At 71.2% G+C, this 21,815-nt stretch carries 16 protein-coding genes; 10 read left to right on the top strand and 6 right to left on the bottom strand.

Annotated elements, in window-relative coordinates:
- Nucleotides 1–169: 169 nt before the first annotated feature.
- The 4 genes from OJ962_RS22840 to OJ962_RS22825 are packed head-to-tail and all read right to left on the bottom strand — an operon-like array spanning nt 170 to nt 3,575.
- Nucleotides 170–994: a metal ABC transporter permease gene (locus OJ962_RS22840; protein ID WP_202953317.1), complete on the bottom strand. Its 825-nt coding sequence runs from the start codon at nt 992–994 to the stop codon at nt 170–172.
- Nucleotides 987–1,730, bottom strand: a complete 744-nt coding sequence (locus OJ962_RS22835) for a metal ABC transporter ATP-binding protein (protein ID WP_270006625.1) — start codon at nt 1,728–1,730, stop codon at nt 987–989. The genes OJ962_RS22840 and OJ962_RS22835 overlap by 8 nt, the downstream gene beginning before the upstream one ends.
- Complete coding sequence (locus OJ962_RS22830) at nt 1,727–2,758, bottom strand: metal ABC transporter substrate-binding protein (protein ID WP_202953318.1); 1,032 nt, start codon at nt 2,756–2,758, stop codon at nt 1,727–1,729. The genes OJ962_RS22835 and OJ962_RS22830 overlap by 4 nt, the downstream gene beginning before the upstream one ends.
- Nucleotides 2,751–3,575 carry a metal ABC transporter permease gene (locus OJ962_RS22825; protein ID WP_202953319.1) on the bottom strand — a complete coding sequence of 275 codons (825 nt, stop codon included), beginning with the start codon at nt 3,573–3,575 and terminating at the stop codon, nt 2,751–2,753. Before OJ962_RS22825 ends, OJ962_RS22830 begins: the two co-directional genes overlap by 8 nt.
- A 306-nt stretch (nt 3,576–3,881) precedes the next feature.
- On the opposite strand from OJ962_RS22825, the gene OJ962_RS22820 reads away from it, so the two are divergent.
- Entirely contained in the window at nt 3,882–5,024 is a 1,143-nt protein-coding gene (locus OJ962_RS22820) for a GTP-binding protein (RefSeq protein WP_202953320.1), read from the top strand.
- A gap of 61 nt (nt 5,025–5,085) precedes the next feature.
- Here OJ962_RS22820 and OJ962_RS22815 read toward each other — a convergent pair whose 3' ends face one another.
- Nucleotides 5,086–7,737, bottom strand: a complete 2,652-nt coding sequence (locus tag OJ962_RS22815) for an NHL repeat-containing protein (protein WP_202953321.1) — start codon at nt 7,735–7,737, stop codon at nt 5,086–5,088.
- Between OJ962_RS22815 and OJ962_RS22810 the strand changes: the two genes are divergently transcribed.
- The 7 genes from OJ962_RS22810 to OJ962_RS22780 are packed head-to-tail and all read left to right on the top strand — an operon-like array spanning nt 7,722 to nt 13,891.
- On the top strand, nt 7,722–8,231 hold the full coding sequence (locus OJ962_RS22810) for a Fur family transcriptional regulator (protein WP_270006624.1): 510 nt from the start codon (nt 7,722–7,724) through the stop codon (nt 8,229–8,231). The two genes, OJ962_RS22815 and OJ962_RS22810, sit on opposite strands and share 16 nt — an antisense overlap.
- A gap of 12 nt (nt 8,232–8,243) precedes the next feature.
- Nucleotides 8,244–9,257, top strand: a complete 1,014-nt coding sequence (locus OJ962_RS22805; protein ID WP_202953323.1) for a TIGR03773 family transporter-associated surface protein — start codon at nt 8,244–8,246, stop codon at nt 9,255–9,257.
- Between the two features lie 7 nt (nt 9,258–9,264).
- Nucleotides 9,265–9,870, top strand: coding sequence for a TIGR03773 family transporter-associated surface protein (locus tag OJ962_RS22800; protein WP_202953324.1), 606 nt, complete (start codon nt 9,265–9,267; stop codon nt 9,868–9,870).
- Between the two features lie 2 nt (nt 9,871–9,872).
- Nucleotides 9,873–11,402, top strand: a complete 1,530-nt coding sequence (locus OJ962_RS22795; protein ID WP_202953325.1) for an anchored repeat ABC transporter, substrate-binding protein — start codon at nt 9,873–9,875, stop codon at nt 11,400–11,402.
- Nucleotides 11,390–12,286: a choice-of-anchor M domain-containing protein gene (locus OJ962_RS22790; RefSeq protein ID WP_407697536.1), complete on the top strand. Its 897-nt coding sequence runs from the start codon at nt 11,390–11,392 to the stop codon at nt 12,284–12,286. Before OJ962_RS22795 ends, OJ962_RS22790 begins: the two co-directional genes overlap by 13 nt.
- The gene (locus OJ962_RS22785; RefSeq protein WP_202953327.1) at nt 12,283–13,002 is read left to right on the top strand and encodes an anchored repeat-type ABC transporter ATP-binding subunit; all 720 of its coding nucleotides are present in this window, start codon (nt 12,283–12,285) and stop codon (nt 13,000–13,002) included. Before OJ962_RS22790 ends, OJ962_RS22785 begins: the two co-directional genes overlap by 4 nt.
- A gap of 1 nt (nt 13,003) precedes the next feature.
- Complete coding sequence (locus OJ962_RS22780) at nt 13,004–13,891, top strand: anchored repeat-type ABC transporter permease subunit (protein WP_270006623.1); 888 nt, start codon at nt 13,004–13,006, stop codon at nt 13,889–13,891.
- 23 nt (nt 13,892–13,914) lie between these two features.
- Here OJ962_RS22780 and OJ962_RS22775 read toward each other — a convergent pair whose 3' ends face one another.
- Complete coding sequence (locus tag OJ962_RS22775; protein ID WP_202953329.1) at nt 13,915–15,894, bottom strand: TIGR03773 family transporter-associated surface protein; 1,980 nt, start codon at nt 15,892–15,894, stop codon at nt 13,915–13,917.
- A 222-nt stretch (nt 15,895–16,116) separates the two neighbouring features.
- Between OJ962_RS22775 and OJ962_RS22770 the strand changes: the two genes are divergently transcribed.
- Both OJ962_RS22770 and OJ962_RS22765 read left to right on the top strand, forming a co-directional pair.
- Nucleotides 16,117–19,038 (top strand): NHL domain-containing protein, encoded by a 2,922-nt coding sequence (locus OJ962_RS22770; protein WP_202953330.1) that lies wholly within the window; start codon nt 16,117–16,119, stop codon nt 19,036–19,038.
- Nucleotides 19,038–21,368 carry a choice-of-anchor M domain-containing protein gene (locus OJ962_RS22765; protein ID WP_270006622.1) on the top strand — a complete coding sequence of 777 codons (2,331 nt, stop codon included), beginning with the start codon at nt 19,038–19,040 and terminating at the stop codon, nt 21,366–21,368. The genes OJ962_RS22770 and OJ962_RS22765 overlap by 1 nt, the downstream gene beginning before the upstream one ends.
- Nucleotides 21,369–21,815 lie beyond the last annotated feature (447 nt).

Here is a 21,815-nt window from a genome sequence, read left to right as displayed (position 1 = left end):
CCGGAGGCGTCCGTTCGGTTCATCAAGCCCGCCGCGGCCCGTTGAATCCGACGATTCAAGAGTACGTGGAGAGTAAGGCTCTCGCCGATCCGAAAGTGCTCGCGGCAGTCCACTGCCACCGGCGAGGCGCCGGAGGAGAACTTAGCGCGGCCTCGGGTGGTGGCGAAACTCAGATGTCACTCGTCGGCAGCCGAGCCTTGGCGAGTGCTGCGATCGCGGCAGTGGTTACCAATAGTCCTGCGATGGCGGCGCCGGCGGCGACGTCTGCGTAGTAGGAGAGGTAGAGCCCGCCGACGCCGCACGCGACGCCAAGCGCGCTGGCGGCGGCGATCAGCGGGGGCACGCGCCGCGTGAACGTGCGGGCCGCGACCGCCGGCCCGATCAACGCGGCGACCACGAGCAGATTGCCTAGTGCCTGCACGCCCACGAGCACGGCCGCGGTCAACAGCAGGGCGAACGCGGCCTCGGCGACGCGCGGACGCGCGCCGAGGGAACGCGCCGCGGATGGGTCGAACGCGTACGTGAGCAGGTACGGGTACGCGAGCCAGCTCCCGATCAGCGCGGCCGCGGCCAGAGCGGCCGCGAGCGCGAGATCGGATGGACTCGTGGCCAGGACGTCGCCGAACAGCAGGTTCTGAAGGCCGGGCGGCGAGTCGGCGGAGAGCGCGAACACCGTCCCGATTCCCAGCAGGGAGGTGATCACGACGGCCACCGCCGTGTTGGAGCCCAGTGAGCGTAGGCGCGCCCCGGCCGCGATCGCGAGCGCCGCGACGATCAGCCCGACTGCGCCGCCCAGCACGAGCGGCACGCCCAGCAGCGCAGCGACGACCAGGCCCGGGAACATGCCGTGGGCGAGTGATTCGGCGCTGTAGGAGCGTCCGAGCAGGACGACCCACACGCCGAGCGCCCCACACGCCAGGCCGACGAACACGACCTCCAGCAGCGCGTCGCGCAAGATCGGCTCACGCCAGGGTTCCAGCAGGGCGTCAAGCACGTGCGGAGGCGCCCGCTGACTGTGTGACGCCGCGCGGCCAGCCGTCCGGTATGCGGATGACGGCGTGCTCGTATGTCTCAGCCAGCACCGTCTCGGTCAGGACGTGCTCCGGCGGTCCGAACTCGATCATGCGACCGTTGAGGCAGAGCACGTGGTCCCAGGCTCGAGCCTGGCCGACGTCGTGCGTGGACACGAGCACGCTCCGGCCCTCGGCGGCGAGCGCGTCGATCAGCGCGGTGAGCCGAGCGGCGCTCGGCGTGTCGAGCCCGGTGAAGGGCTCGTCGAAGAGCACGATGTCTGCGTCCTGCATCAGCGCGCGGGCGACGAGCACCCGTTGGCGCTGGCCGCCCGAGAGCTCGCCGAACGTCTCGCGTGCGCGGTCCTCGAGGCCGACGCGCTCGAGCGCCGCCTGCGCAAGCGCACGCTCAGCGCGCCCGGGCCGGCGCCACCAAGGGCCGCGGCCGAGTGCGCCCATCAACACGACGTCGAGTGCAGAGACGGGATAGTCGAGGCGCGAGCGCTCGGTCTGCGGGACGGTGCCTTGGCGGCCTTCGATGGTGAACGTGCCGGCGCGTGACTCGAGCTCGCCGAGCAGGGCGCGCATGAGCGTCGTCTTGCCGCCGCCGTTCGGGCCGAGCACGCCGACGCGCTCGCCGGGCATGACCGAGAAGGTCACGTCCGTGAGGACGGTCGGCCCGCCGCGATACCCAATCGCGAGGCCGCGTGCGTCGATCACAGGCCCGCGATCGTGCACCCTTGCGCGTCCCCGGTGAAGCCCTTGACCATCGCGTGGGCGTTCGCCTGTTCCATCTGCAGATACGTAGCGCCTGGTGAGCCCTCGGGACCGAGCGTGTCGCCGTAGAGCACGTAGTCGGCCTTCGCGCCCGTCTGGCGGGCGATCGTCTGAGCGAGTTCGGGGTTGACCGCGCTCTCCGGGAAGACCGCCTTGACCTTCTCGCGGCGGATGACGTCGGCCAGCTCGGCCAACTCACCGGCCGACGGCTGCGCGGACGCGGAGTTGGACGGCGTTGCGGCGCCGATCGTGGTGATTCCGTAGCGCTCGGTGAAGTAGCCGAACGCGTCGTGACTCGTGACGAGCTTGCGCTCCTGCGCCGGAACCTGGTTCATGCACGCCTCGATACCGGCGTCGAGCGCCTGCACCTTCTTCAGGTACGCATCGGCGTTGGTGCGATAGGCGTCCGCGTTCTCCGGAGCGGACTTGACCAGCTCGTCCCGGATCGCGGCGACGGCCGTCTCGACGTTGCGCGGGTCGTGCCACCAGTGCGGATCCCACTCGCCGGCGTGCTCTTCTTCCTCGCCGGCGTGCTCCTCTTCCTCGCCCGCGTGCTCTTCCTCCTCGCCGTGGCCGTGACCGCCCTCCGCAGGCTTGACCTTGTGCGGCGTGTGATCGGGCGCGATTACGAGCTCGGCGGGCTTCTCGCCGGTCTGCTCGACGAGCTCCTCCATCCAGTGATCGAGATCGTTTCCAGATTCGATGACGACCTTCGCGCCCGCGACCGCTTTTACATCGTCCGGCCGCGGCTCGTAGTCGTGCGGGTCCGCGTTGGCCGACATCACCTGCTTGACCTCCGCGGCGTCACCGGCGACCTGACGGACGATGTCGGCGACCACAGGCGTAGAAGCCACCACGAGCGGACGTTCCGCGGCGGAGGCCCCGCCGCCTGCCGCAGGCTCGTCCTCGCCGCCGCAGGCGGCGAACAGCAACGGGACAGTCAAGAGCAGAGCAGCGACTGGCTTACGCATGCCGCCGACGATAGAGGGAACCACTCTCATTTACCAGGGCGGAGATGAGAAACGCCACACCGCCCAGCGCCGCGATCGTCGCCCCGGGCGGCGCGTTCGTGCGCACGGACAGCCACACCCCGGCAACGCCCAGCGCAGCGGTCAACGCCACGCTGGTGAGCTGCCACGCCAGCAGACGATTCGTCCACAGCCGTGCGGTCGCCGCCGGGACGACGAGCAGCGCCGTGGCCAGCAACGCGCCCACGGCGGCGAGGGTCGCCACCGACGCGAACGCGACGAGCGCCAGCAGCACCAGATCCGGCACGCGAGACCGGACGCCGAGCGCGCGGGCGCCGGTCGCGTCGAACCCCGTCGCCAGCCACCGCGGTCCCAGGCCCACCGTTCCGAGCAGCGCCAGCACAGAGGCCACGCCAGCGAGCACGAGGTCCAGATCGGTGAGCGCGAACAGGCTGCCGAACAGCAGCGAATCCACTTCCGCACCCGAGTGGAACACGTTCGAAGCGAGCACCACCCCCGCCACCAACGCACCCACGAGCGCCAAGGCCGTCGCGACGTCGTAGTGGGCACGACGGCGAGCAGAAGCCCCTCCGACTCCCGCGGCGACAAGTGCCCCGGTCCCCGCCGCGCCGACCATCGGCGCGAAGCCCAGGCCCGCCGCCAGCACCAGACCCGGGAACGCCGCCGCCGCGACGGCGTGCGTGTAGAACGCGAGCCCGCGCAGGACGATCCACGTGCCCAGCAGCCCGGCGCCCACGGCGATGAGCAGCACCTCGTACAGCGCACGCTTCTCGAAGGCGTAGAGCCCGATGAGAGTCATTCCCACGAGAGTATCCGGAGCCGCCGCGAAGCAAGGATGAACTGCCGGCCGCCGGCCCTCGAGCGATTAGAACGTGATCGCCGCGGCGGCGAGAGCGGCGACTACGGAGACGACCGTCAGGCGACGCAGTCGACGCGGTGTCAGTCAAGTCCAAGTTCGGGTCTTCAGCTGCACCCGAACTCTGGAGGCGCCGGCCGCGGCGGTAAAGGCACAGGGTTGCGCACATCGCCACGACCGCGCTCACCGCAGAACCAATTCCCGTGACGGTCTGGTGAGATTCAGTCTCATTTACAGTACGGTGGACACATGCCCTCCTCCCCTCGCCCACTCGACGGCCGTCTGCCCGTCACCGTGCTCTCCGGCTTCCTCGGCGCCGGCAAGACGTCAACGCTGAATCACTTGCTGGCCAACCGCGAAGGCCTGAGGATCGCCGTCATCGTCAACGACATGAGCGAGATCAACATCGACGCGCGGCTGGTCCGGGACGGCCTCACGCGCGTCGACGAACGCCTCGTGGAGCTGACCAACGGATGCATCTGCTGCACGCTGCGTGAGGACCTGCTCGTCGAGGTGGCGCGGCTGGCTCGTTCCGGCCGGTTCGACTATCTGCTCATCGAGTCGACCGGCATCTCGGAGCCGTTGCCGGTGGCCGAGACCTTCACGTTCGACGGCGTCGACGGGCGCAACCTGGGTGATCTCGCGCGGCTGGACACGATGGCGACCGTGGTCGACGGCGGCGCCTTCGTCCGTGACCTGGGCTCGATCGACGACCTGCGCGACCGCGGCGCCGGCCTCGATGCCGAGGACGAGCGTACGGTCGTCGACCTGCTCGTCGACCAGGTGGAGTTCGCGGATGTGTTGATCGTCAACAAGACCGACCTACTCGCAGAGGGCGAGCTCCTGCACCTCAACGCGCTACTGCGGCGACTCAACCCCCGTGCGCGCATCCTTCACGCCCAACACGGTCGCGTCCCGGCGGACGCGCTCATCGCCACCGGCGGCTTCGACTTCGACCGTGCCGCGGAGGCCCCGGGCTGGCTGGCGACGCTGCGCGGCGACGAAGAGTCTGAAGCCGACGAGTACGGCTTCACGTCCTTCGTCTACCGGCGCGGCCGTCCGTTTCACCCGGCACGGCTCTGGGCGGCGCTCGAAGAGGCATTCCCGGAAGTCATCCGTTCCAAAGGATTCTTCTGGCTCGCCTCGCGCGTCGGGATGGCCGGGGAGTGGTCGACGGCCGGCGGGGTCATCCACGTCGGCCCGGGCGGGACCTGGATGGACGAGCCCGGCCAGGAGATCGTGTTCATCGGCATCGGGCTCGACGAGCGCGCGCTCACCGCGCGGCTCGACGCCTGTCTCCTCGACGATGCCGAGCTGGCCACCGGGCCGCGCGCCTGGGAGCAGCTCTCCGACCCGTGGCCCGTCTGGCACGACGACTACGCCGTGGCTTAGGCGACCAAGCGCTTGGAAGCGACGGGGCCATGGCCGTGACCATGGCCCCGTGCACTGGCGGCTACGCGCGCAGGCTGAGCGTCGTCGCGGAGACCACCGGCTTCGCTCCTGGGGCGGTGGCGATGACACGGATCGTCACCGGCACCGCCCGTCGGGACTGCGCGAGTCGCTTGCGGATCGCGGCGCTCGGCCGTAGGCGAAGCGTCAAGGTGCCGTCCGCGGCGACGGACCGCGTGACGACCGCGAGCCGCGTGCGTGTGCGCAGGCGCTTCGCCGTCGAAGCGGAGACGCGGATCTCCGCGCGCACCTTTGTCGCGCCGCGCACCGCAGCCGTGACCGCCAGCCCGGCACGCAGACGAGCCACGGTGCGGTGGGCGCGCTTCACGCTGGGCTTGCCGGCCGAAACGGTGAGCGGTGCCGCCGGGGTGATCGGCTGGGGCGTGGCGGGCTGCGGCGCCGCGGGAAGTGGGGTGACGGCGTCGGGCGTTGCTTCCGGCGTCGGCGTAGGTGTCGGCTCCGGCTCCTCCACCTTGTCCGCAGCGAACTCGACCAGGCGGATCCGGTTGTTGCCGCCGTCGGCGATCAGCACATGCCCGGCGGGTGTGATCGCGGCGTCGTAGGGGGCGGCCAGCGCGGTCGTGAGCGATCGGCCGGCCTCGCCGGTGAAGTCCCGCGTGCCCGTGCCGGCGATGCGGTTGACGTGATGGTGGTCGCCGTGGCGCTCGGCCTCGTAGACGGCGTGTCCGGTGCTGTCCACGAGCACGATGTGGCCGTCCGCGCGCTCGGCGACGCGCACGACGCTGTGCGGCTCGCCCTCCGGCTCGTCGCCGTGGCCGTGATCGTGGTCATGTTCGCCGAGCGCCTCCACCTCCTCGGTGATGACCCCGGTGGCAAGGTCGATGCGGCGCACGGCGCGGGCCGTGTTGTCCGGAATCAGCAGATCCCCGTCGAGCGCGAACGAGATGCCGAGCAGGCCCTGCAGGGTGGCTTGGGCGGCTGGGCCCCCGTTGCCGGTCGCGCCGGGCGTGCCGGTGCCGGCGATCGTCGTCACCACATCCTGCTGGAGGTCGATCCGCCGCACGCGGCGGTTGTTGGTGTCAGCGACGTACAGGTACCGCCCGGCGGCGTCGAGCACGAGACCCTGCGCCTCGTTGAAGCGGGCGTCGCGCGCCGGGCCGCCGTCCCCGGCGAAGCCGATCGCGCCACCCGCGACGCGCGTCAGCCGGCCGGTCTGGGGATCCAAGCGGCTGATGCGCGAGATCGCAGCGTTGCTCTCGAGCACGAACACGCTGCCGTCCCGACCCACGGCGATGTCCCACGGCCGCGTGATCTTCGCCTCCAACGCCGGCACGTTCTCCACGCACGTCGCGTCGCTCGCGTTCGGGCACGTGGTGCCGCTGCCGATGACGGTCGTGATCTTGCCCGTCGCCGGATCGACCCGGCGCACGCGGGCGTTGGCGTTGTCGGCGATGTAGTAGCTGCCGTCCGGAGCGACCGTGATGGCGCGGGGGTCGGCGAGCTGCGCCTCGACCGCGGGCGTCGTGTGCCCGGAGAAGCCGTTGCTGCCATTGCCGGCGACGGTCCGGATCGCCGTCAGCGCCCCGGTGGCGGGATGGATCGTGACCTCCTGCACCCGGCGCGTGGTCGCGCTCGTCTCGGCCACGAACAGCCGGTCCGCACCCCGCACCGCAAGCGCGGCGGGCGTGCCGAGCGCCGCGGTCGGGACGGTGGTGATCGTGGCATCAGGGCGAACGAGCCGGAGCCGGTTGCCCGTCCCCTCGGCGACCGCGACGGCCCCGTTGGGCAGCACGGCGACGGCGCTGGGCGCGTTCAGGCGCGCGGCGGACGCCGGCCCGCCGTCGCCGAGCGTCTCAGCGGTGGCGGCGGTGCCGTCGCCCGCGATGGTGGTGATGGTGTCGGTGGCGCCGATGCGGCCGTCGGCGCCGGCCGCGATCCGGCGCACGCGGTGCCCGCCGAACTCGGCCACGAGCAGGTCCCCGGTCGCGGGATCGAGCGCGATCTGCCGCGGATCGCTCAGCCGCGCGGCCCCCGCCTCGCCGCCGTCGCCCACGGTGGCGCCGCCACCGGCGACGGTCGTGATGACGTTGGTCGCCGGGTCGATGCGCCGGATTCGGCCCGGGCCGCCGTCCGCCAGCAGGATCGCGCCGTCCGCATCGACGGCCAACCCGCGTACCAGGCTCAACCCCGCCTCCAGCGCCGGGCCACCGTCACCGGCGCCCGTCGAGGAGAACGTGCCGGTGCCCGCGATCCGCGCGAGCGTCCCGGTCGTGCGGTCCAGGCGGCGAAGCGTGCCGCCGCTGCCGATGCTGAAGACGACGTCGCCGTCCGGCGCCACGGCCACGGCCAGAGGGCCGGCGACGCTCGCGCCGTAGCCCGGGAGCTGGGTAAGCGTGCCCGCGCGGCCGGTTGTCGTGTTGGCGGCGCTGGAACCGGCGGCCCCGGTCCCGGCCAATGTGATGACGCCACCGGTCGACAACGCCACGGAGCGGATGGCGCCGTTCTGCTGATCGCTGACGACCAGATCACCACCGACGACGGCGAGTCCGGACGGGACCAGGCCGAGTCCCGTGGCCAACCCGCCACCCGGTCCACCGGCGATCGTGGTCAGATCGCCGGGCGCGGCGAGCGCCGGCGGGGCAAGCAGCAGCGCGAGAAGACCCGCACCCAGGAGGCGGGATGGAAGTGCAGACATGCAGCGATCATACGGCTGGGAACCAATCCCATCAATCTGATACGGTCCGGCCGATGGACCGAGTGCTCCGGGATCAGTGGCTTGAGCAGGCAGACGAGACGCTGTCCTCGAACGGCCGCCGCGCGGGCCCCGCCAGGACCGCGATCGTCGAGTTGTTCGCTCGCGAAGGCCAATGCCTGCTCAGCGCTCACGACATCCTCGAGCGCCTGCCGACCGCGTCCCCCTCGTCCGTCTACCGGACACTCGAGGAGTTGTACGGGCTCAAGCTGCTGTCGCGCTTCATCGATCACGACGGCGTCGCTCGCTACGAGATCGCGCACCCGCGGCACCATCACCACCACTTCATCGACGAAGCGACCGGAAGCCCCACGCCGTTCACCGATGAAGGCCTCGAACAAGCGATCAACGACGTCGCGCGCCGACTCGGCGTCACACTGAGCGGCCACGACGTCGTCATCCGAGGCCACAAAGTCGTAAATGGGACTGAGTCCTGATACGGTGACGCCGTGCGTGTTGTACTCATTCCCATCGCGCTTGCCGGGGCCCTGCTCGCTCCCGGGCCGGCTCGCGCGCAAGTGCTCTCCGATGGCCATGTCGACTATGCGGCCCGCATCGTCGACGGACAGTTCCGCAGCCAGATCAAGGACGGCACCCGTGGCACCACCGTCTGGCGCGACGTCCCCGCCGTGACCTTCGCCGTCCTGGACGCGGCGCGGACGACGGTGCCGTCGTCGCCGTCCTTCGCCTTCCTCGGCACCCCGGGAAGCGCGGTGTGGATGCTGCCACAGACCCAGCGCGCCGGCCTGTTGTGGCCCGGCTGGAACACCGAGGAGCTCTCCAACGCCCAAGTCGACGGCGCGGTGAGTTGGCGCCTCGACTCGGTCGACGGACCGGGCAGCGTCAGCGTCTTCCAGAGCGGGACGTTCGGCAATCCGGAGATCGTGTTCCGCAGTAACGACGGGCTACCTGACACCTACTCGATCCCGCTCGGCACCCACGCGCACGCCAACTGGGCTTTCAGTCGCGAGGGTGCGTACCGGCTCACGTTCACGATGAGCGCCCGGCTGAGCGGCGGCCAGACCGCAAGCGACACGCAGACGCTCGCGGTGACGGTCGGCACGGCAACCAACCCGACGCCGACACCGACGCCGGACCCTGGCGCCCCGGGAGGCCCGAGCCCGACCGCCACGCCGACTCCGGGCATCCCCGGAGCACCGGACACCCCCGCGACCGGCGACACCACCTCTGCGCCGGCGCTGCGTCCGCTGTCCGCGCGCCTCAGCGGCCGCACGCTGCGCCTGCGTGTGCGGCTTGATCGCCGCGCGAAGGTCGCCGTGACGCTCCGCCGATCGGGGCGCACGACGGCCCACGCCAAGACACGCACGGTCTCCCCCGGCACCCGCACCCTGAAGCTGCGACTGAACAAGCGGCCCAAGGCCGGCCGCCACATCGTCCGTATCACCGCAACCACCGAAGGACGCTCCCGCACGCGAACGATCGCGTTGCGCGTCCGGAACTGAGCCTCACATGAAGACCTCTCTCGTCACCCTCGCCGTCCTGCTGGCCGGCGCCGCCCCCGCGCACGCCGCGGTCACCCTGAGTTCCGGGCACGCCGACTACGGCGCACGGATCATCGGCGGCAAGTTGCAGGCCCAGGTGAAGGACGCAACGCGCGGGGGCCGCACGGTGTGGCGCGATCCCTCCGACGTCGTCGTCTCACTGAACTCCAAGGCCCGCTACACGCTCCCGAGGGCCAACTTCCTTGGCCGCAAGGGGACGCGCGTGTGGATGATCCCGCAGACGCAGAAGTCCGGCGTGATCTGGCTGGGCTGGAACACCGAGGAGCTCAAGACGAGCCAGCTGCGCACCGGGCTGACCTGGACGCTTGAGCGCGTCTCCGGTCCCGGCCGCGTCGCGGTCTTCACCACCGGCTCCTTCGGCGACGCGAACGTCCTGTTCGACTCCAACCGCTCACGGCCCGGGACGCGCACGATCCCGCTCGGCGTTCATGCGCACGCCAACTGGTCGTTCTCGCGTGCCGGCACGTACAAGCTGCGCTTCAAGTCCAGCGCGACGTCGCGGTCGGGCAAGAGCCTGTCCGACACCGCGACGCTGACCGTACGGGTGAGCTGAGCGTGCGCTGGGCGCTGCTGGCCGCGCTCGTCCTGCTGACCGGCTGCGGCGCCCCCGAAGGCCTGTCCAGCGCCGACGACCGGCTCCAAGTGGTCACCACGACGAGCCTGCTGCGCGACATGGTCGAGCAGGTCGGCGGCGACCGCGTCCGGGCCGTGAGCCTAGTCCCGGACGGCGCCGACCCGCACGCCTACGAACCGACCCTGCGGGACGTGCGCGACGTCGTCTACGCCGACGTCGCCTTCAGCAACTACATGATGCTCGAGCAGCACAACGTCATCAAGACGCTCGACGCCAACCTGCGCGACGGCGTGCCGAACATCTCGCTGGCCGAGGACGCGACCAAGTACGCGGCCGAAGTTATCCCGCTCGTCGAGAACGTCAACCTCGACACGATCTGGCTCGGCCTGCGCGCCCGCGGCACCGGCGCCCGGCACGGCACCAATCGCTCCAGCGACGTGCTGCTGTCCGCGATCGACGTCAAAGGTCCGGGCGCGATGTACGGGTACCTGACCGGCACGTTCGGCGAGACGGAGCTCTACTTCGACTCCAGCGACGGCTTCGACGCCGCGAGCGGCTACAAGGACGACACCGCGACGCTGCCCGCGGATGCGCACACGCACATGTCGTGGGTGTTCACGAAGCCCGGGATGTACACCGCCACCTTCAAGGCGGCGCTGCAGGTCAGCGCGACCTCTCGGCCCCTCCCGCTCGGGCAGGCCACGTTCACGTTTGCCGTCGGCGTCCGCCCACCCGCCGGCGCGACGGTCCTCAACCAGGGGCACGCCGACCTCACCGCCGACATCGACCGTGGCCGCCTGCTCGCCCTCTATGACCCTGAGGGCGGCGGCGACCACACCCAGACCGAGTACGAGGCCGACGACATCGTCATCGAGGTCCCATCCAAGGCGATCGCCGAGGTGCCGGCCGGGCGCGAGTTCCGGTTCATGGGCCGCGCCGGCGAGCAGATCTACCAGCTGCCGCAGGCCGTCCTGGGCAAGCACGTCCACGGCGAGATCGATCCGCACCTGTGGCAGAACGCACGGAACGTGATGGCGTACTCCGAACTGATCCGCGACACGCTGATCGAGGCCGATCCGGAGGGTGCGAAGACCTACCGCGAACGGACGGACGCCTATCTCGCGCGCCTGGACGCGCTTGACCGTGACCTGCGCCGGACGATCGCCGCGATCCCGGCCCGCCAGCGGTACCTGATCACCACCCACGACGCGTTCGGCTACCTCGGCGCCGCCTACGGGATCGAGATCGCCGGGTTCGTGACGCCCAACCCCGCCGTGGAGCCGTCGCTCGCGGACCGCCGCAAGCTCTCGGAGACCATCCGCAATCTGAAGGTCCCGTCCGTCTTCCTCGAGCCCGGTCTGGCCGGGCGCACCACAACCCTGCGCGAGGTCGCCGAAGAAACCGGCGCCCGTCTCTGTCCCATCTACTCCGACACGCTCGACGACACCGTCGGCACCTATGAAGCCATGATGCGATTCAACGCCCGCTCCTTGAAGCGATGCCTGTCATGAGGCGCCTGCTCATCGGGCTCTGCGCCCTGCTGCTCACGCCCACCTCCGCGTTCGCGCAGGGCGACCTCGAGCAGAAGATCGACGAGGGTCAAGCCGTCGTCGCCGGCCGCACGGTGCTGTCCGAGGGACACGTGGACATCGGGCCCCGCTTCGTCGACGGCCGCTGGACGCTGCTCGTCCACGACGACCAGGCCAAGGCCGATCCCGACGGCGAGAGTGTCTGGCGGCCGACGGACCACACGGTGCTCCAGGTTCGCGATCAGGCGATCCTGCAGATCCCCGACGATCCCAATTACGCGTTCCTGCGCGGCACGCCGGGCGACGACGTGTTCGTTGTGCCCCAGACCCAGGACCCGGAGGTGGTCTGGGTGGGCTGGAACACGCAGGACCCCGAGGTGATGGAGACGATCGACCGCGGCGTCACGATGACCATGACCGGCGTCGAGGGCCCCGGCAGCCTCGTCGTCTACCTGCAGTCCGGCGACTTCGCCGAGCCCGACGTGCTGTGGGACTCCGAGGGCAAGCCCGAGCCCGTGTGGGTCGACGTCAACACGCACACGCACGCGAACTGGGTCTTTTCCAAGCCGGGCGTCTACCTGGTCCAGGTCAAGATCGAAGCCGAGCTCGTCGACGGCAAGACCGTCTCCGACACCCAGGTGCTGCGCTTCGCGGTCGGCTCGAAGACGAGCACGGATGAGGCGTTCACGGCGGCCTTCCGGGAGACGCCACGGGCCGCGGCGTCCACACCCGCCGCCGCGACGGCCGAGAGCTCGGGCGGGGTTCCGCACGGTGTGCTGCTCGGCATCGGCGCCGTGCTGCTGGCGGTCGGGTTCGCCTTCGTGCTCGCGCGCGGGCGCGGCGCCAAGCGCAGGGCACGCACGTGATCGCCGTCGAAGGGCTCGCAGTTCAACTCGGCGGCCGCCTCGTGCTCGAGGACGCGAACCTCACCGTCCACCCCGGAGAACTCGTCGGCTTGATCGGGCCCAACGGCGCCGGCAAGACGACGCTGCTGCGGACCGCGCTCGGGCTGCTCAAACCCGTACGCGGCGGCGTGGCGGTGAGCGGGAACATGGGCTACGTCCCGCAGCGGCACGAGTTCGCCTGGGACTTCCCGATCTCGGTCGAGGACGTGGTCATGACCGGCCGCAGCGGCCGGCTCGGGCTGCTGCGCCGCCCCAGCACCGAAGACTGGCAGGCGGTGGACGAAGCCCTCGAACGCGTCCGCATGGCCGACCTGCGCACGCGGCCGGTCGGCGAGCTCTCCGGTGGCCAGCGCCAACGTGTGCTCGTCGCCCGCGCGCTCGCGCTGCGCCCCGCCGCGCTGCTGCTCGACGAGCCGTTCACCGGCCTCGACGTCCCCACCCAGGAGCTGCTTTCCGAGCTGTTCCTGTCACTCGCGCGCGAGGACCGCGCCGTCCTGATGACCACGCACGACCTCGCCGGCGCCATGTACGGCTGCGACCGCATCGCCCTGCTCAATCGCACCGTCGTGGCCGTCGGTACTGCCGCCGAGCTCGCCGACGAAGACGAGCTCTGGATGCGCACCTTCGGCATCAGCGAGCACAGCCCCCTCCTGCGCATCCTCAAGGCGGTCGCCTGACATGTCCCCTCTCGAATTCATCCGCGACCTCACCAACCCCGACCTCGGCTTCCTGTGGAAGGCGCTGCTGATCGCCGTCATGTCGTCCGTCATCTGCGGCGTGGTCGGCTGCTACGTCGTGCTGCGCGGCATGGCGTTCATCGGCGACGCCGTCGCCCACGCCGTCTTCCCCGGCCTGGCGGTCGCGTTCGTCATCGGCGGCAACCTCATCATCGGCGGCATCGCCGCCGGCGTCGTCACCGCGGTCCTGGTCGCCGTCTTCTCCCAGAACCGCCGCCTCAAAGAGGACTCCGTCATCGGCGTCTTCTTCGTCGCCGCGTTCGCGCTCGGCATCGTCATCATCTCGCGCGCCCCCGGGTACGCCGGCTCGCTACAGGACTTCCTGTTCGGCTCGATCACCGGCATCCCGGACGAGGACCTCTACATCGTCGCCGGCACGGGCCTCGCCATCCTGGTCGCGCTGTTCGCCCTGCACAAGGAGCTGGTGACGATCTCGCTCGACCGCGAGACCGCCCGAGCCATGGGCATCCCGGTGTTCTGGCTCGACCTCGCCCTCTACGTGCTGGTCACGCTCGCGGTCGTGATCAGCGTGCAGACGATCGGCAACATCCTCGTGCTCGCGCTGCTCATAACCCCCGCGGCGACGGCCCGGCTGCTCACGGACCGGCTTCCGGTGATGATGATGCTCTCGCCTGCGATCGGCGGGATCGCCGCCCTCGTCGGCCTGTACATCTCGTGGTCGTGGGATTACCCCACCGGCGGGACGATCGTTCTCGTACTCACCGTGTTCTTCCTGCTCGCGTGGTGCTTCGCGCCCCGCCAGGGCCTGATCGCGCAACGCCGCCTTGCGACCGTGGCCGTCCGCGACGCCGAACCGCACGCCGCCTGAGCGGCGCGCGGCTCCGCGCGGCTTCAGCGCACCCGCAGCTTGATGGTGCGCGTGACCGTCCGGCCGTTGGCTTGGGCGCTGACGCGGACGGTGTAGCGGCCGGCGGTGAGCCGCCGGTTCAGCTTGACCTTCAGCGACCGGCTCGAGGCCGCGACGGTCCGGGCCTTGGATCGCGCCACCGTCTTGGAGCCGCGGCGGACGACCACCGTCACGCGGCTGCGCGTCGTCAGGCGCGCTCCCAGCGTGAGCGTCCTGCTGCGCAGCTTGGCCGCCGTCAGCCGCAGCGTCGGCCGCACCGCCGGCTGGGTCGGTGTGGGCGTAGGGGTGGGCGCGACCACCGCGGGGGGCGTGATCGTCTGGCCGCCACCGTCGGGCGTCGGAGTCGGAGTCGGCGTCGGCGTCGGCGTCGGCGTCGGCGTCGGCGTCGGCTCGGGTGTCGGCTCCGGCGTCGGCTCCGCGTCCTCGTTCGGGTACTCCGGCAGCGCGGCCAGGTCACCCACATAGAACCAGTACTCGAGCGGCCCGCTGTCGAGGGGCTGTCCCGCAGTCGTGCGGCCCGTGAGGGTGAACCGCAGCTTGTAGAGGCCGGGCTTGCTGAACGCCCAACTCGCGTGCGCGTGCGCGTGCGCGTTCATCGGTGTCGTGTCCGGCAGCCCGTCGGCCGAGTTGAACAGGATCTCGGGGCCCCCGAACGAGTTCGTGGAGAACAGCTGAAGAGCACCCGGTCCATCCACCGACAGCAGCCGGAACGCGAGCGCGTCGCCCTCGACGGATCCCGCGGGCACGCCCTCCGTGTCCCACCCGGGCCACAACAGCGCCTGCTCCTGGACCTCGGGCAGCATGTAGATCGTCTCGCCCGGCCGGCCGAGGAACCCGTACTCCGGCGGGAGGTCCTCGGTCAGCAGGAACCGCGACTGCGGCTTGGCGTGCAACAGCACGTCGTGTGGGCGCCGCAGCACGGGCTCGTCACCGCTGTCGTCCTTGAGCTGCACCTTCAGCGCATTGCCGTCCAGCGCGACCTCGAGCACGTCGGCATGCCCTTGCGACATGATCAGCCGCGGACCCCAGGTCCCTGACCGCACGCTGACCAGCGCCTCGTCCGAGCGCAGCAGCTCTCGGCCGGCGTCGTCGCGGAGCGCGACGGTCAGCCGGCATGCGTCGTGCGCACGGGCGACGGCGAAGGTGTACGTCGCGCCGGCCGCGACCTCCTTCGGCTCCTGCTCGCCATCGCACTGTCGCAGCCAGCGAAAGTCGGTGAACCGGCTCGTCGTCCCGTTCCTTGCCGTCAGCGACGCGGTCGCGCCCACGTCGTAGCTCGGCTCCAGGCCCTCGACGTAGACGTACTCCGGCGGCAGGTCGGCGAGATCGCCGACGAACACCCGGTAGTTCGCGTAGCCCGACGTCTCCGTGCCGTCCGGCCGCTCGCCGGTCACGTCGAAGTTGAGCGTGTACGTCCCTGGCTGATGAAAGACCCAGTTGAAGTGCGCGTGCGTCCCAACCGCTCGCGTGTCCGTGTCCGGAAGGCCGTCAGCCGAGTCGAAGAACAACCGGACTTCCCCGAGCGCCCCATTCTCGTAGAGCTGGACGGGTCCCGGACCGTCCACCGAGTTGAGCCTCCAGCGCAGGGTCTCGTTCTTGAACGCTCCGGGCGCGAGGTTCTCGCTGGACCAGCCTGCCCAAAGCAGATTGGCGTCGTTGACCTGAGGCAGCACCCAGACGTCGCTGCCCGGTGCGCCAAGGAACGCATAGCTCGACGGGAGCCCTTCCGGCACGGTCATCCGGGCCTGTGGCTTCACGTGGAGCAGGACGTCGTCCGGCTCGCGCATCACGGCCGGGCCGGCGACGGTTCCGTCCTTGACCCGTAGTGCCATTCCGTGGTCGACCAGGACGGGCGCCACGGCGTCGATGTGGCCGGCGGACAGGACCAGCCGATCGGCCGACGCCGTTCCCGGTGCTAGAGCGACCGCCGCGGCGGTCGCGAGCAGAGTTCGATACAGCTTCATAAGCGCTGAACCGTACCGAGACCAAGTCTCGTTACCTAAGATGCGACGTCCAGACACTGGTCCTCGCCGGGTGACAGGACCAAGAGCGCATGACGTCTCCCGACCATCCTGGGACCGAATCCTCCTTTAGGATGAGGCGCCCTGCCCATCGTGCGCATAGTGTTCGAGACTCGGTCTCACACTGAAAGGATTCTCGATGGCCCCGACGTACTCGCTGGCCCCGTGAGGGCTCGCCGACTCACACTTGCCGCGCTGCTCGCCTGCACGGTGAGCTCGTCCGCGGCACACGCCGCCCCCGGCGACATCGAACCGCTCGCGGGCGGCCACGGCGCGGGGCCGGCGCGCGAAATCGCGTTCACGCCGCGCGGCATCGCCGCCTGGAATGGCCGGCTGGCCGCGGTGGACGACGCGGGCACCGTCCGAGCGATCGATGTCGCCACGGGCGCCACCACGATCCTGGCCGGGGCGGGCTTCAGCGCGATGGACCCGACGGGCACCATCAAGCCAGGCGCGACGCTGAGCAGCACGCACGCCGTCGCAGCGGCGCCGGACGGCGGCTTGCTGGTGACGGACCAATGCGGCGTGCTGCGGTTCGATCCGCTGACGCTCGCCGGAACCCGCATCGCAGGTGACTGCGCAGCCGACAGCGAGGTCGAGGACGGTTCACCCGCGCGATCCGGGCTGCTCACGCTGCCGCAGGCCATCGCCGTGCAGCAGGACGGGACCATCCTCTTCGTCGACCACGTCCAGCGACTGCGCCGCATCGATGCGACCACCGGCACCGTTTCGACGCTCGGCGCGCCGTCTCCCGACCCGAACACGGGCGTGGCCAACGGTGTGGCACTTCGCGATGCGTACTTCAACGGCATCAGCGGTGTCTCGCTAGACCGGTTGACCGGCGACCTGGTGATCGCCGAGGACCAAGGGCACCGCGTGCGGCGGGTGGTGGCCGGTGTGGACCGCCGCATCGACGCCGGCGATCCGGTGACTGTGGTCGCTGGCACCGGCGCGGAGGGCGACAGTGGCGACGGCGGGCCGGCGACGGCCGCGCAGTTGAACCGTCCGGGTGGTGTCGCGGTCCTGGCCGACGGACGGATCGTGGTCAGCGATCGCTTGAACCGTCGCGTGCGGATGATCACGCGCGACGGCGCGATCTCGACGATCGCCACGGGCGTGCAGGCCGCCGCCGCAGCCGGTCGTCCCACGTTCGAGAGCCACCTCGTGCGCTTCACCGCCGCTGCCGAGATCGGCGAGCACGTCTACATCGCCGACGGCTACGCAAGCGGTATCGCGAACGGCTCGCTGCACCAGGTGCTGCAAGTGGATCTGGCCACGACCCCTCCGTCGGTGACCCGCGTGGCCGGCAACGGCACGCCCAGCTTCTCGGGCGAGGGGGTTTCGGCGACGGACGCACAGCTTGGCCGTCCCACCGACGTGGCCACGCTGCCGGACGGTTCACTGGTCGTCGCCGACAGCGGCAGCCGGCGGGTGCGGCGGATCGACCGGCAGGGCCAGATCACGACGCTGGCCGGCACCGGGAGCTCGTGTGGGGTGCCGGGTGAGTGCGGCGAAGGCGGCCCGGCCCGCACGGCGCGGCTCGACGGCCCGGCGGCCGTGGCAACAGCTGCGGACGGCTCGGTGTTCATCGCCGACACGAGTTCGGAGCAGTGGATCGCGCGCATCGTCAAGATCGATGCCGAAGGCCGCCTGCAGATCGTGACGGGCCCTGCCGACGACTTCGTCGAGCCGGGGCTCGCGGACGGCTCCCTCGCCGACGCTCGCTTCAGCGAGAACATCGACGCGCTCACGCTGAGCGCCGACGGCCGCCGACTGTACGTGGCCGACTCCGGCAACAGCCGCGTGCGGCTGGTCGACCTGCAGGCCGGGACGGTCAGCACCGTGGCCGGCAACGGCTTCCCGGACCGCGCGCCCGACGACGAGGGCGGCCCGGCGCTCGACGCCCAGATCGGCCCGGGCGGCCTCGCCCTGCTGGCCGACGGCGACCTGCTGGTCAGCGACACTCCCAACCACCGCGTCCGGCGGATCGACGCCGAGACGCAGCGGATCACGACCGTGATCGGCAACGGCCGCGACCCGGACGCGCTCGAGGACCCGACGACGTTCGACTACGAGGAGGACGGCGAGGTGCTCGAGCCGCTCGCGGCGCCCGTGCTCACCCCTCGCGGGCTCGCGGTACGCGCTGATGGTGCGATCGCAATTGCGGCCGGCTCGAAGGTCTGGCTGCAAGAGCCGGGCGGCCCCGGCATCCGACGCGTCATCGGCGCGCAGACACGGATGGGCTTCACCGGCGACCGCGGACCCGGATTGCAGCGGCTGATGTCCCACACGCGCGCCGTGGCGTTCACGCGTGACGGTTCGATGGTGACCGCGGACGCCGCGCTCGGTCGGCTGTTCCGGCTCACGCCGCCCGCGCCGCTGGTCCGCCTGACCGCCGTCGCTCCGTCCCGGTTGGTGGCCGGAGGCGAGCCGGTGCGTGTCGAGCTGCGAACGGGCGAGGCGCTCGTCGCAGCGGGCCTCGACGCCGGCCCGGGCGTGTCGGTGACCGAGCTCGCCCGCGACGGGAGCGACCCGACCCGATGGACGGCGGTCCTGCGGGCGAGCACCGACACCGCGACCGGCCCGCGCAACGTAACCCTCATCACCCGCGACGCGGCACACGCGACCTGCGCAAGCTGCCTGACCATCGACGCGGCGCCGGTCCCGGTCCCGGACCCGCCGGAAACCGCGCCGATCACCCGCCCCGCGCCGCCGGTTCCCATCCCAACGCCGGCGGCGCCTGTCCGGTCGACGACGAGCGTGCGGGTCCCCGCCACGGCCCGCCGGGCCACGCTGCGTCGCGGCCTGCCGGTCACGGTCACGGCGAGCGCGGGCGGTCGGGTCACGGTGGAGCTGCGGATCGACCGCGCCAAGGCGCGCCGGCTCCAGCTGAGTTCCGGTCGGCTCGCCCGCGTGTCTCGCTCAGCGACCGCCGGGCGCGCGCTCACCGTGCGCCTGAAACCAAGTGCGCGGACGCAGCGGGCGCTGCAGCGCAGCCGGGCGGGGCTGCGCGCCACCGTGACGATCACGATCGTCGGCACCGACGGCACGCGCGCGAAGACGGAGAAGAAGCTGTGGCTGCGCTGATGCGTGTGCTGCTCGGCGTCCTGCTCGCGCTCGTCGCCCCCGCCGTCGCGAGCGCCGCACCGCCCGTTGTGCTCGACGCCGGCCATGCCGACATCGGCCCGTTCTGGGTCGGTGAGGAGCTCCGCATGCAGGTCAAGGCCGGTGACGTGAGCCACGAGTTCGACGACGTCGTCATCCGGATCGGTCCCGAGGGCCGCATCCGGGTCCCAGCCAGCGGCAGCGCAGGCAAAGAGTGGGAATACGTCGGCAACCGCGGCGCGTGGGTGTGGCGACTGCCTGAGGATGCGAGCCACAACCTGCTCTGGGCCGGGTTCGGCAACAGCCCGACGCAGGACCTGCTGCGGCCGTTCAACATGACCCTCGACGGCGTCTCCGGCCCCGGCGAAGTCGTCTTGTGGGCGATGGGCGCGGACATGCCGTTCTGGTCCACGCGCCAGGGGCTGCCGATGGCCCGCACGTCGACCGGCCATTTCCACATGGCGTGGTACGTCACCGAACCCGGGGTGTACTGCCTGAACATGGGCGCGTCCGCCCGCCGCGCCGCCGGTCGCGCCACCGCGCAGGCGCAGCTCACGATCGTCACCGCCACCGACGCCGCCGGAGCGCCGATCGACGCGTCAACCATCGTCCCGTGCGGACGCCGCGGCTCGGAAGCGCCGGTCGCGTCGCCGACCGCGGTCCCGGCGGCCGCCGCGGGCGGCCCCGCACATGTCGTCACGAGCGACCGCTACGAACTGCGGCCCCGGCTGGACGGCGACGCGCTCGCCGTCGACCTCGCGCAGTTCTCCGGCCGGGACCCGGGTTCCACCCGCCGCCCGGAGGATGTGGTCTTCTACCAGCGCGCGCCGAGGCTCCCGCCCACGGCGCCCTGGCAGTCGCCGAGCGGCGGCGACGTCGCCCAGTTGCGCCCCGGCACCTCGGGCCCGCAGCTCGGCTGGTCGACGACCCGGATCGCCGACGGCGACCTGCAGTGGCGGCTGGTTAACGTCGACGGCCCGGGCACCGTGACGATCGACGACGCCGTCTCCCGCACCCACGAGCAACGTCCGGTCCTCGGCGGCGGACAGAACACCTACACGCTGTGGCCGGGCTCGACGTCGGAGGGCACGTGGTCCTTCAGCGCTCCCGGCGTGTACTGCGTCGGCCTGGAGTGGCGCACCGACAACGGGGCGAGCGTGCAGCACAAGCTGACGTTCGCGATCGACACCCCGCCGGGAACGCCTGCGACGATCGATCCCGCGACGGTGAAGCCCTGCGCGCGTCCCGCCGGCGAGCCGGCGCGGCGCGTCCTGTCGACGGGCCACGTCGACTTGTCGGCACGCGTGCTCGAAGGGCGGCTCGAAGTGTCGATCGGGGACGACACAGCGGGGGCGCGCACGTACCGCGCGCCGGGCTCGGTCACCCTCGCCGCCCGGGCGGCGGCACGTCGCGCCGTTCCCGCGGACGCCGGCTTCGCGTTCCTGGGAGCAGCGGGGGACCCGGTCTGGGTGCTTCCGCAGACCCAGGACCCCGACCTGCTGTGGCCCGGCTGGAGCACCGAACGCATCCCGGCCGGCACGCTGCAGGGACCGTTGCGCTGGACGCTGCGAGCCGCCCGTGGACCGGGACACGTCGCGCTGTGGCAGAACGCCGACCTGGAAGGGGCACCGCGTGTGGTCTTCAACACGCGCGATGGCGTCCCGGACGCCGCGGACGTGCCCCTCGGAATCCACGCCCACGGCAACTGGGCGTTTTCACGCGAAGGCGTCTACTGCCTCGACGTCACGATGAGCGGCACCTATCGCTCAGGGCGCGTCCTGACCGCCGAGGCGACCGTGCTCGTCGCGGTCGGCGCCATCGACGCCGCGGCGGCCTCCGAGCGCGATTGCACCCCTGGCGTCGACCCAGTTCCCGACCAGGATCCGCCGCCAGGCAGCGACCCACCGGTCGACCAAGCGCCGCCCCCGGCGACGATCGTGCCCGCCCCGCCACCCGCACCCGCACCCGCGGTGACGCCGGTGCCGCGTCCGTCCGCGCCCAAGCTCACGATCGCGAAGCGCGTGCGGCTGAACACGAAGACGATCCGCGTCGACTGCCAGCTGGCCGCGGCCGGCCGGTGCACCGTCACGGCGACGCTCTCGCGTGCCACCGCTCGCCGTCTGGGTCTGCGTACCCTCACCATCGGCCGCGGCTCGGCGAGCCGGTCCGCCGCAGGCACCCACACGGTCACCGTTCGTCTGAGCACCAAAGCACGCAAGGCGCTGAGCCGATCCAAGCGCTCCGTCGCCGTCACCCTGACCGCCTCGACGGGCGGCGCGTCCACGACAAAGACCGTCGTGCTGCGGCGATGAGGGATTTCGGTGCTCGCCGGCGAGGAGGGTTGTCGCGAGGAGGACATACGCCGGCGAGCACCGGCTCCTAGAGGGTGAGCGGCACCCAGTATACGGGATTGTATCTCATTAGCAAGGCGTCCCCAGGAGGACGGCAGGCCGCCCCGAGCGAGGACGAGCGTGAAGAGCGACGCGAACGCGGCCCGGCGGGTACGCCGTAAGGAGCGGCCTTGCCCGATGGCAATTGCACTTGTCGCGTAGCCACGCTCGCGTCACGGTCCCAGCATGCATCGAACAAACGCTGCGGCGCACGAGGACAGTCCTTCGGCCGAGCTCTGGGAGTGGATCTACGAGAGCCGTACCCGGCCGCCGAATGGACGACCGAATCCCATCTTGGCCGAAATCTGTCAAGGCCGGTTGAAGATTGGGCCGGTTTGGCCGGTTGAAAAGTGGTCCACCTGAGCGAGA

This window comes from Solirubrobacter deserti (assembly GCF_027587175.1).
GTDB classification, from domain to species: domain Bacteria; phylum Actinomycetota; class Thermoleophilia; order Solirubrobacterales; family Solirubrobacteraceae; genus Solirubrobacter; species Solirubrobacter deserti.
Note: the sequence above shows the minus strand (reverse complement) of the source record. Positions and strands in the feature narration are given on the sequence as shown.

Bases quoted from the DNA above. Each gene is read 5' to 3' on its own strand.
- OJ962_RS22830 (WP_202953318.1), bottom strand. From the start codon at position 2,758: ATGCGTAAGCCAGTCGCTGCTCTGCTCTTGACTGTCCCGTTGCTGTTC.
- OJ962_RS22825 (WP_202953319.1), bottom strand. From the start codon at position 3,575: ATGACTCTCATCGGGCTCTACGCCTTCGAGAAGCGTGCGCTGTACGAG.
- OJ962_RS22820 (WP_202953320.1), top strand. From the start codon at position 3,882: ATGCCCTCCTCCCCTCGCCCACTCGACGGCCGTCTGCCCGTCACCGTG.
- OJ962_RS22810 (WP_270006624.1), top strand. From the start codon at position 7,722: ATGGAAGTGCAGACATGCAGCGATCATACGGCTGGGAACCAATCCCAT.
- OJ962_RS22815 (WP_202953321.1), bottom strand. From the start codon at position 7,737: ATGTCTGCACTTCCATCCCGCCTCCTGGGTGCGGGTCTTCTCGCGCTG.
- OJ962_RS22800 (WP_202953324.1), top strand. From the start codon at position 9,265: ATGAAGACCTCTCTCGTCACCCTCGCCGTCCTGCTGGCCGGCGCCGCC.
- OJ962_RS22790 (WP_407697536.1), top strand. From the start codon at position 11,390: ATGCCTGTCATGAGGCGCCTGCTCATCGGGCTCTGCGCCCTGCTGCTC.
- OJ962_RS22780 (WP_270006623.1), top strand. From the start codon at position 13,004: ATGTCCCCTCTCGAATTCATCCGCGACCTCACCAACCCCGACCTCGGC.
- OJ962_RS22775 (WP_202953329.1), bottom strand. From the start codon at position 15,894: ATGAAGCTGTATCGAACTCTGCTCGCGACCGCCGCGGCGGTCGCTCTA.
- OJ962_RS22765 (WP_270006622.1), top strand. From the start codon at position 19,038: ATGCGTGTGCTGCTCGGCGTCCTGCTCGCGCTCGTCGCCCCCGCCGTC.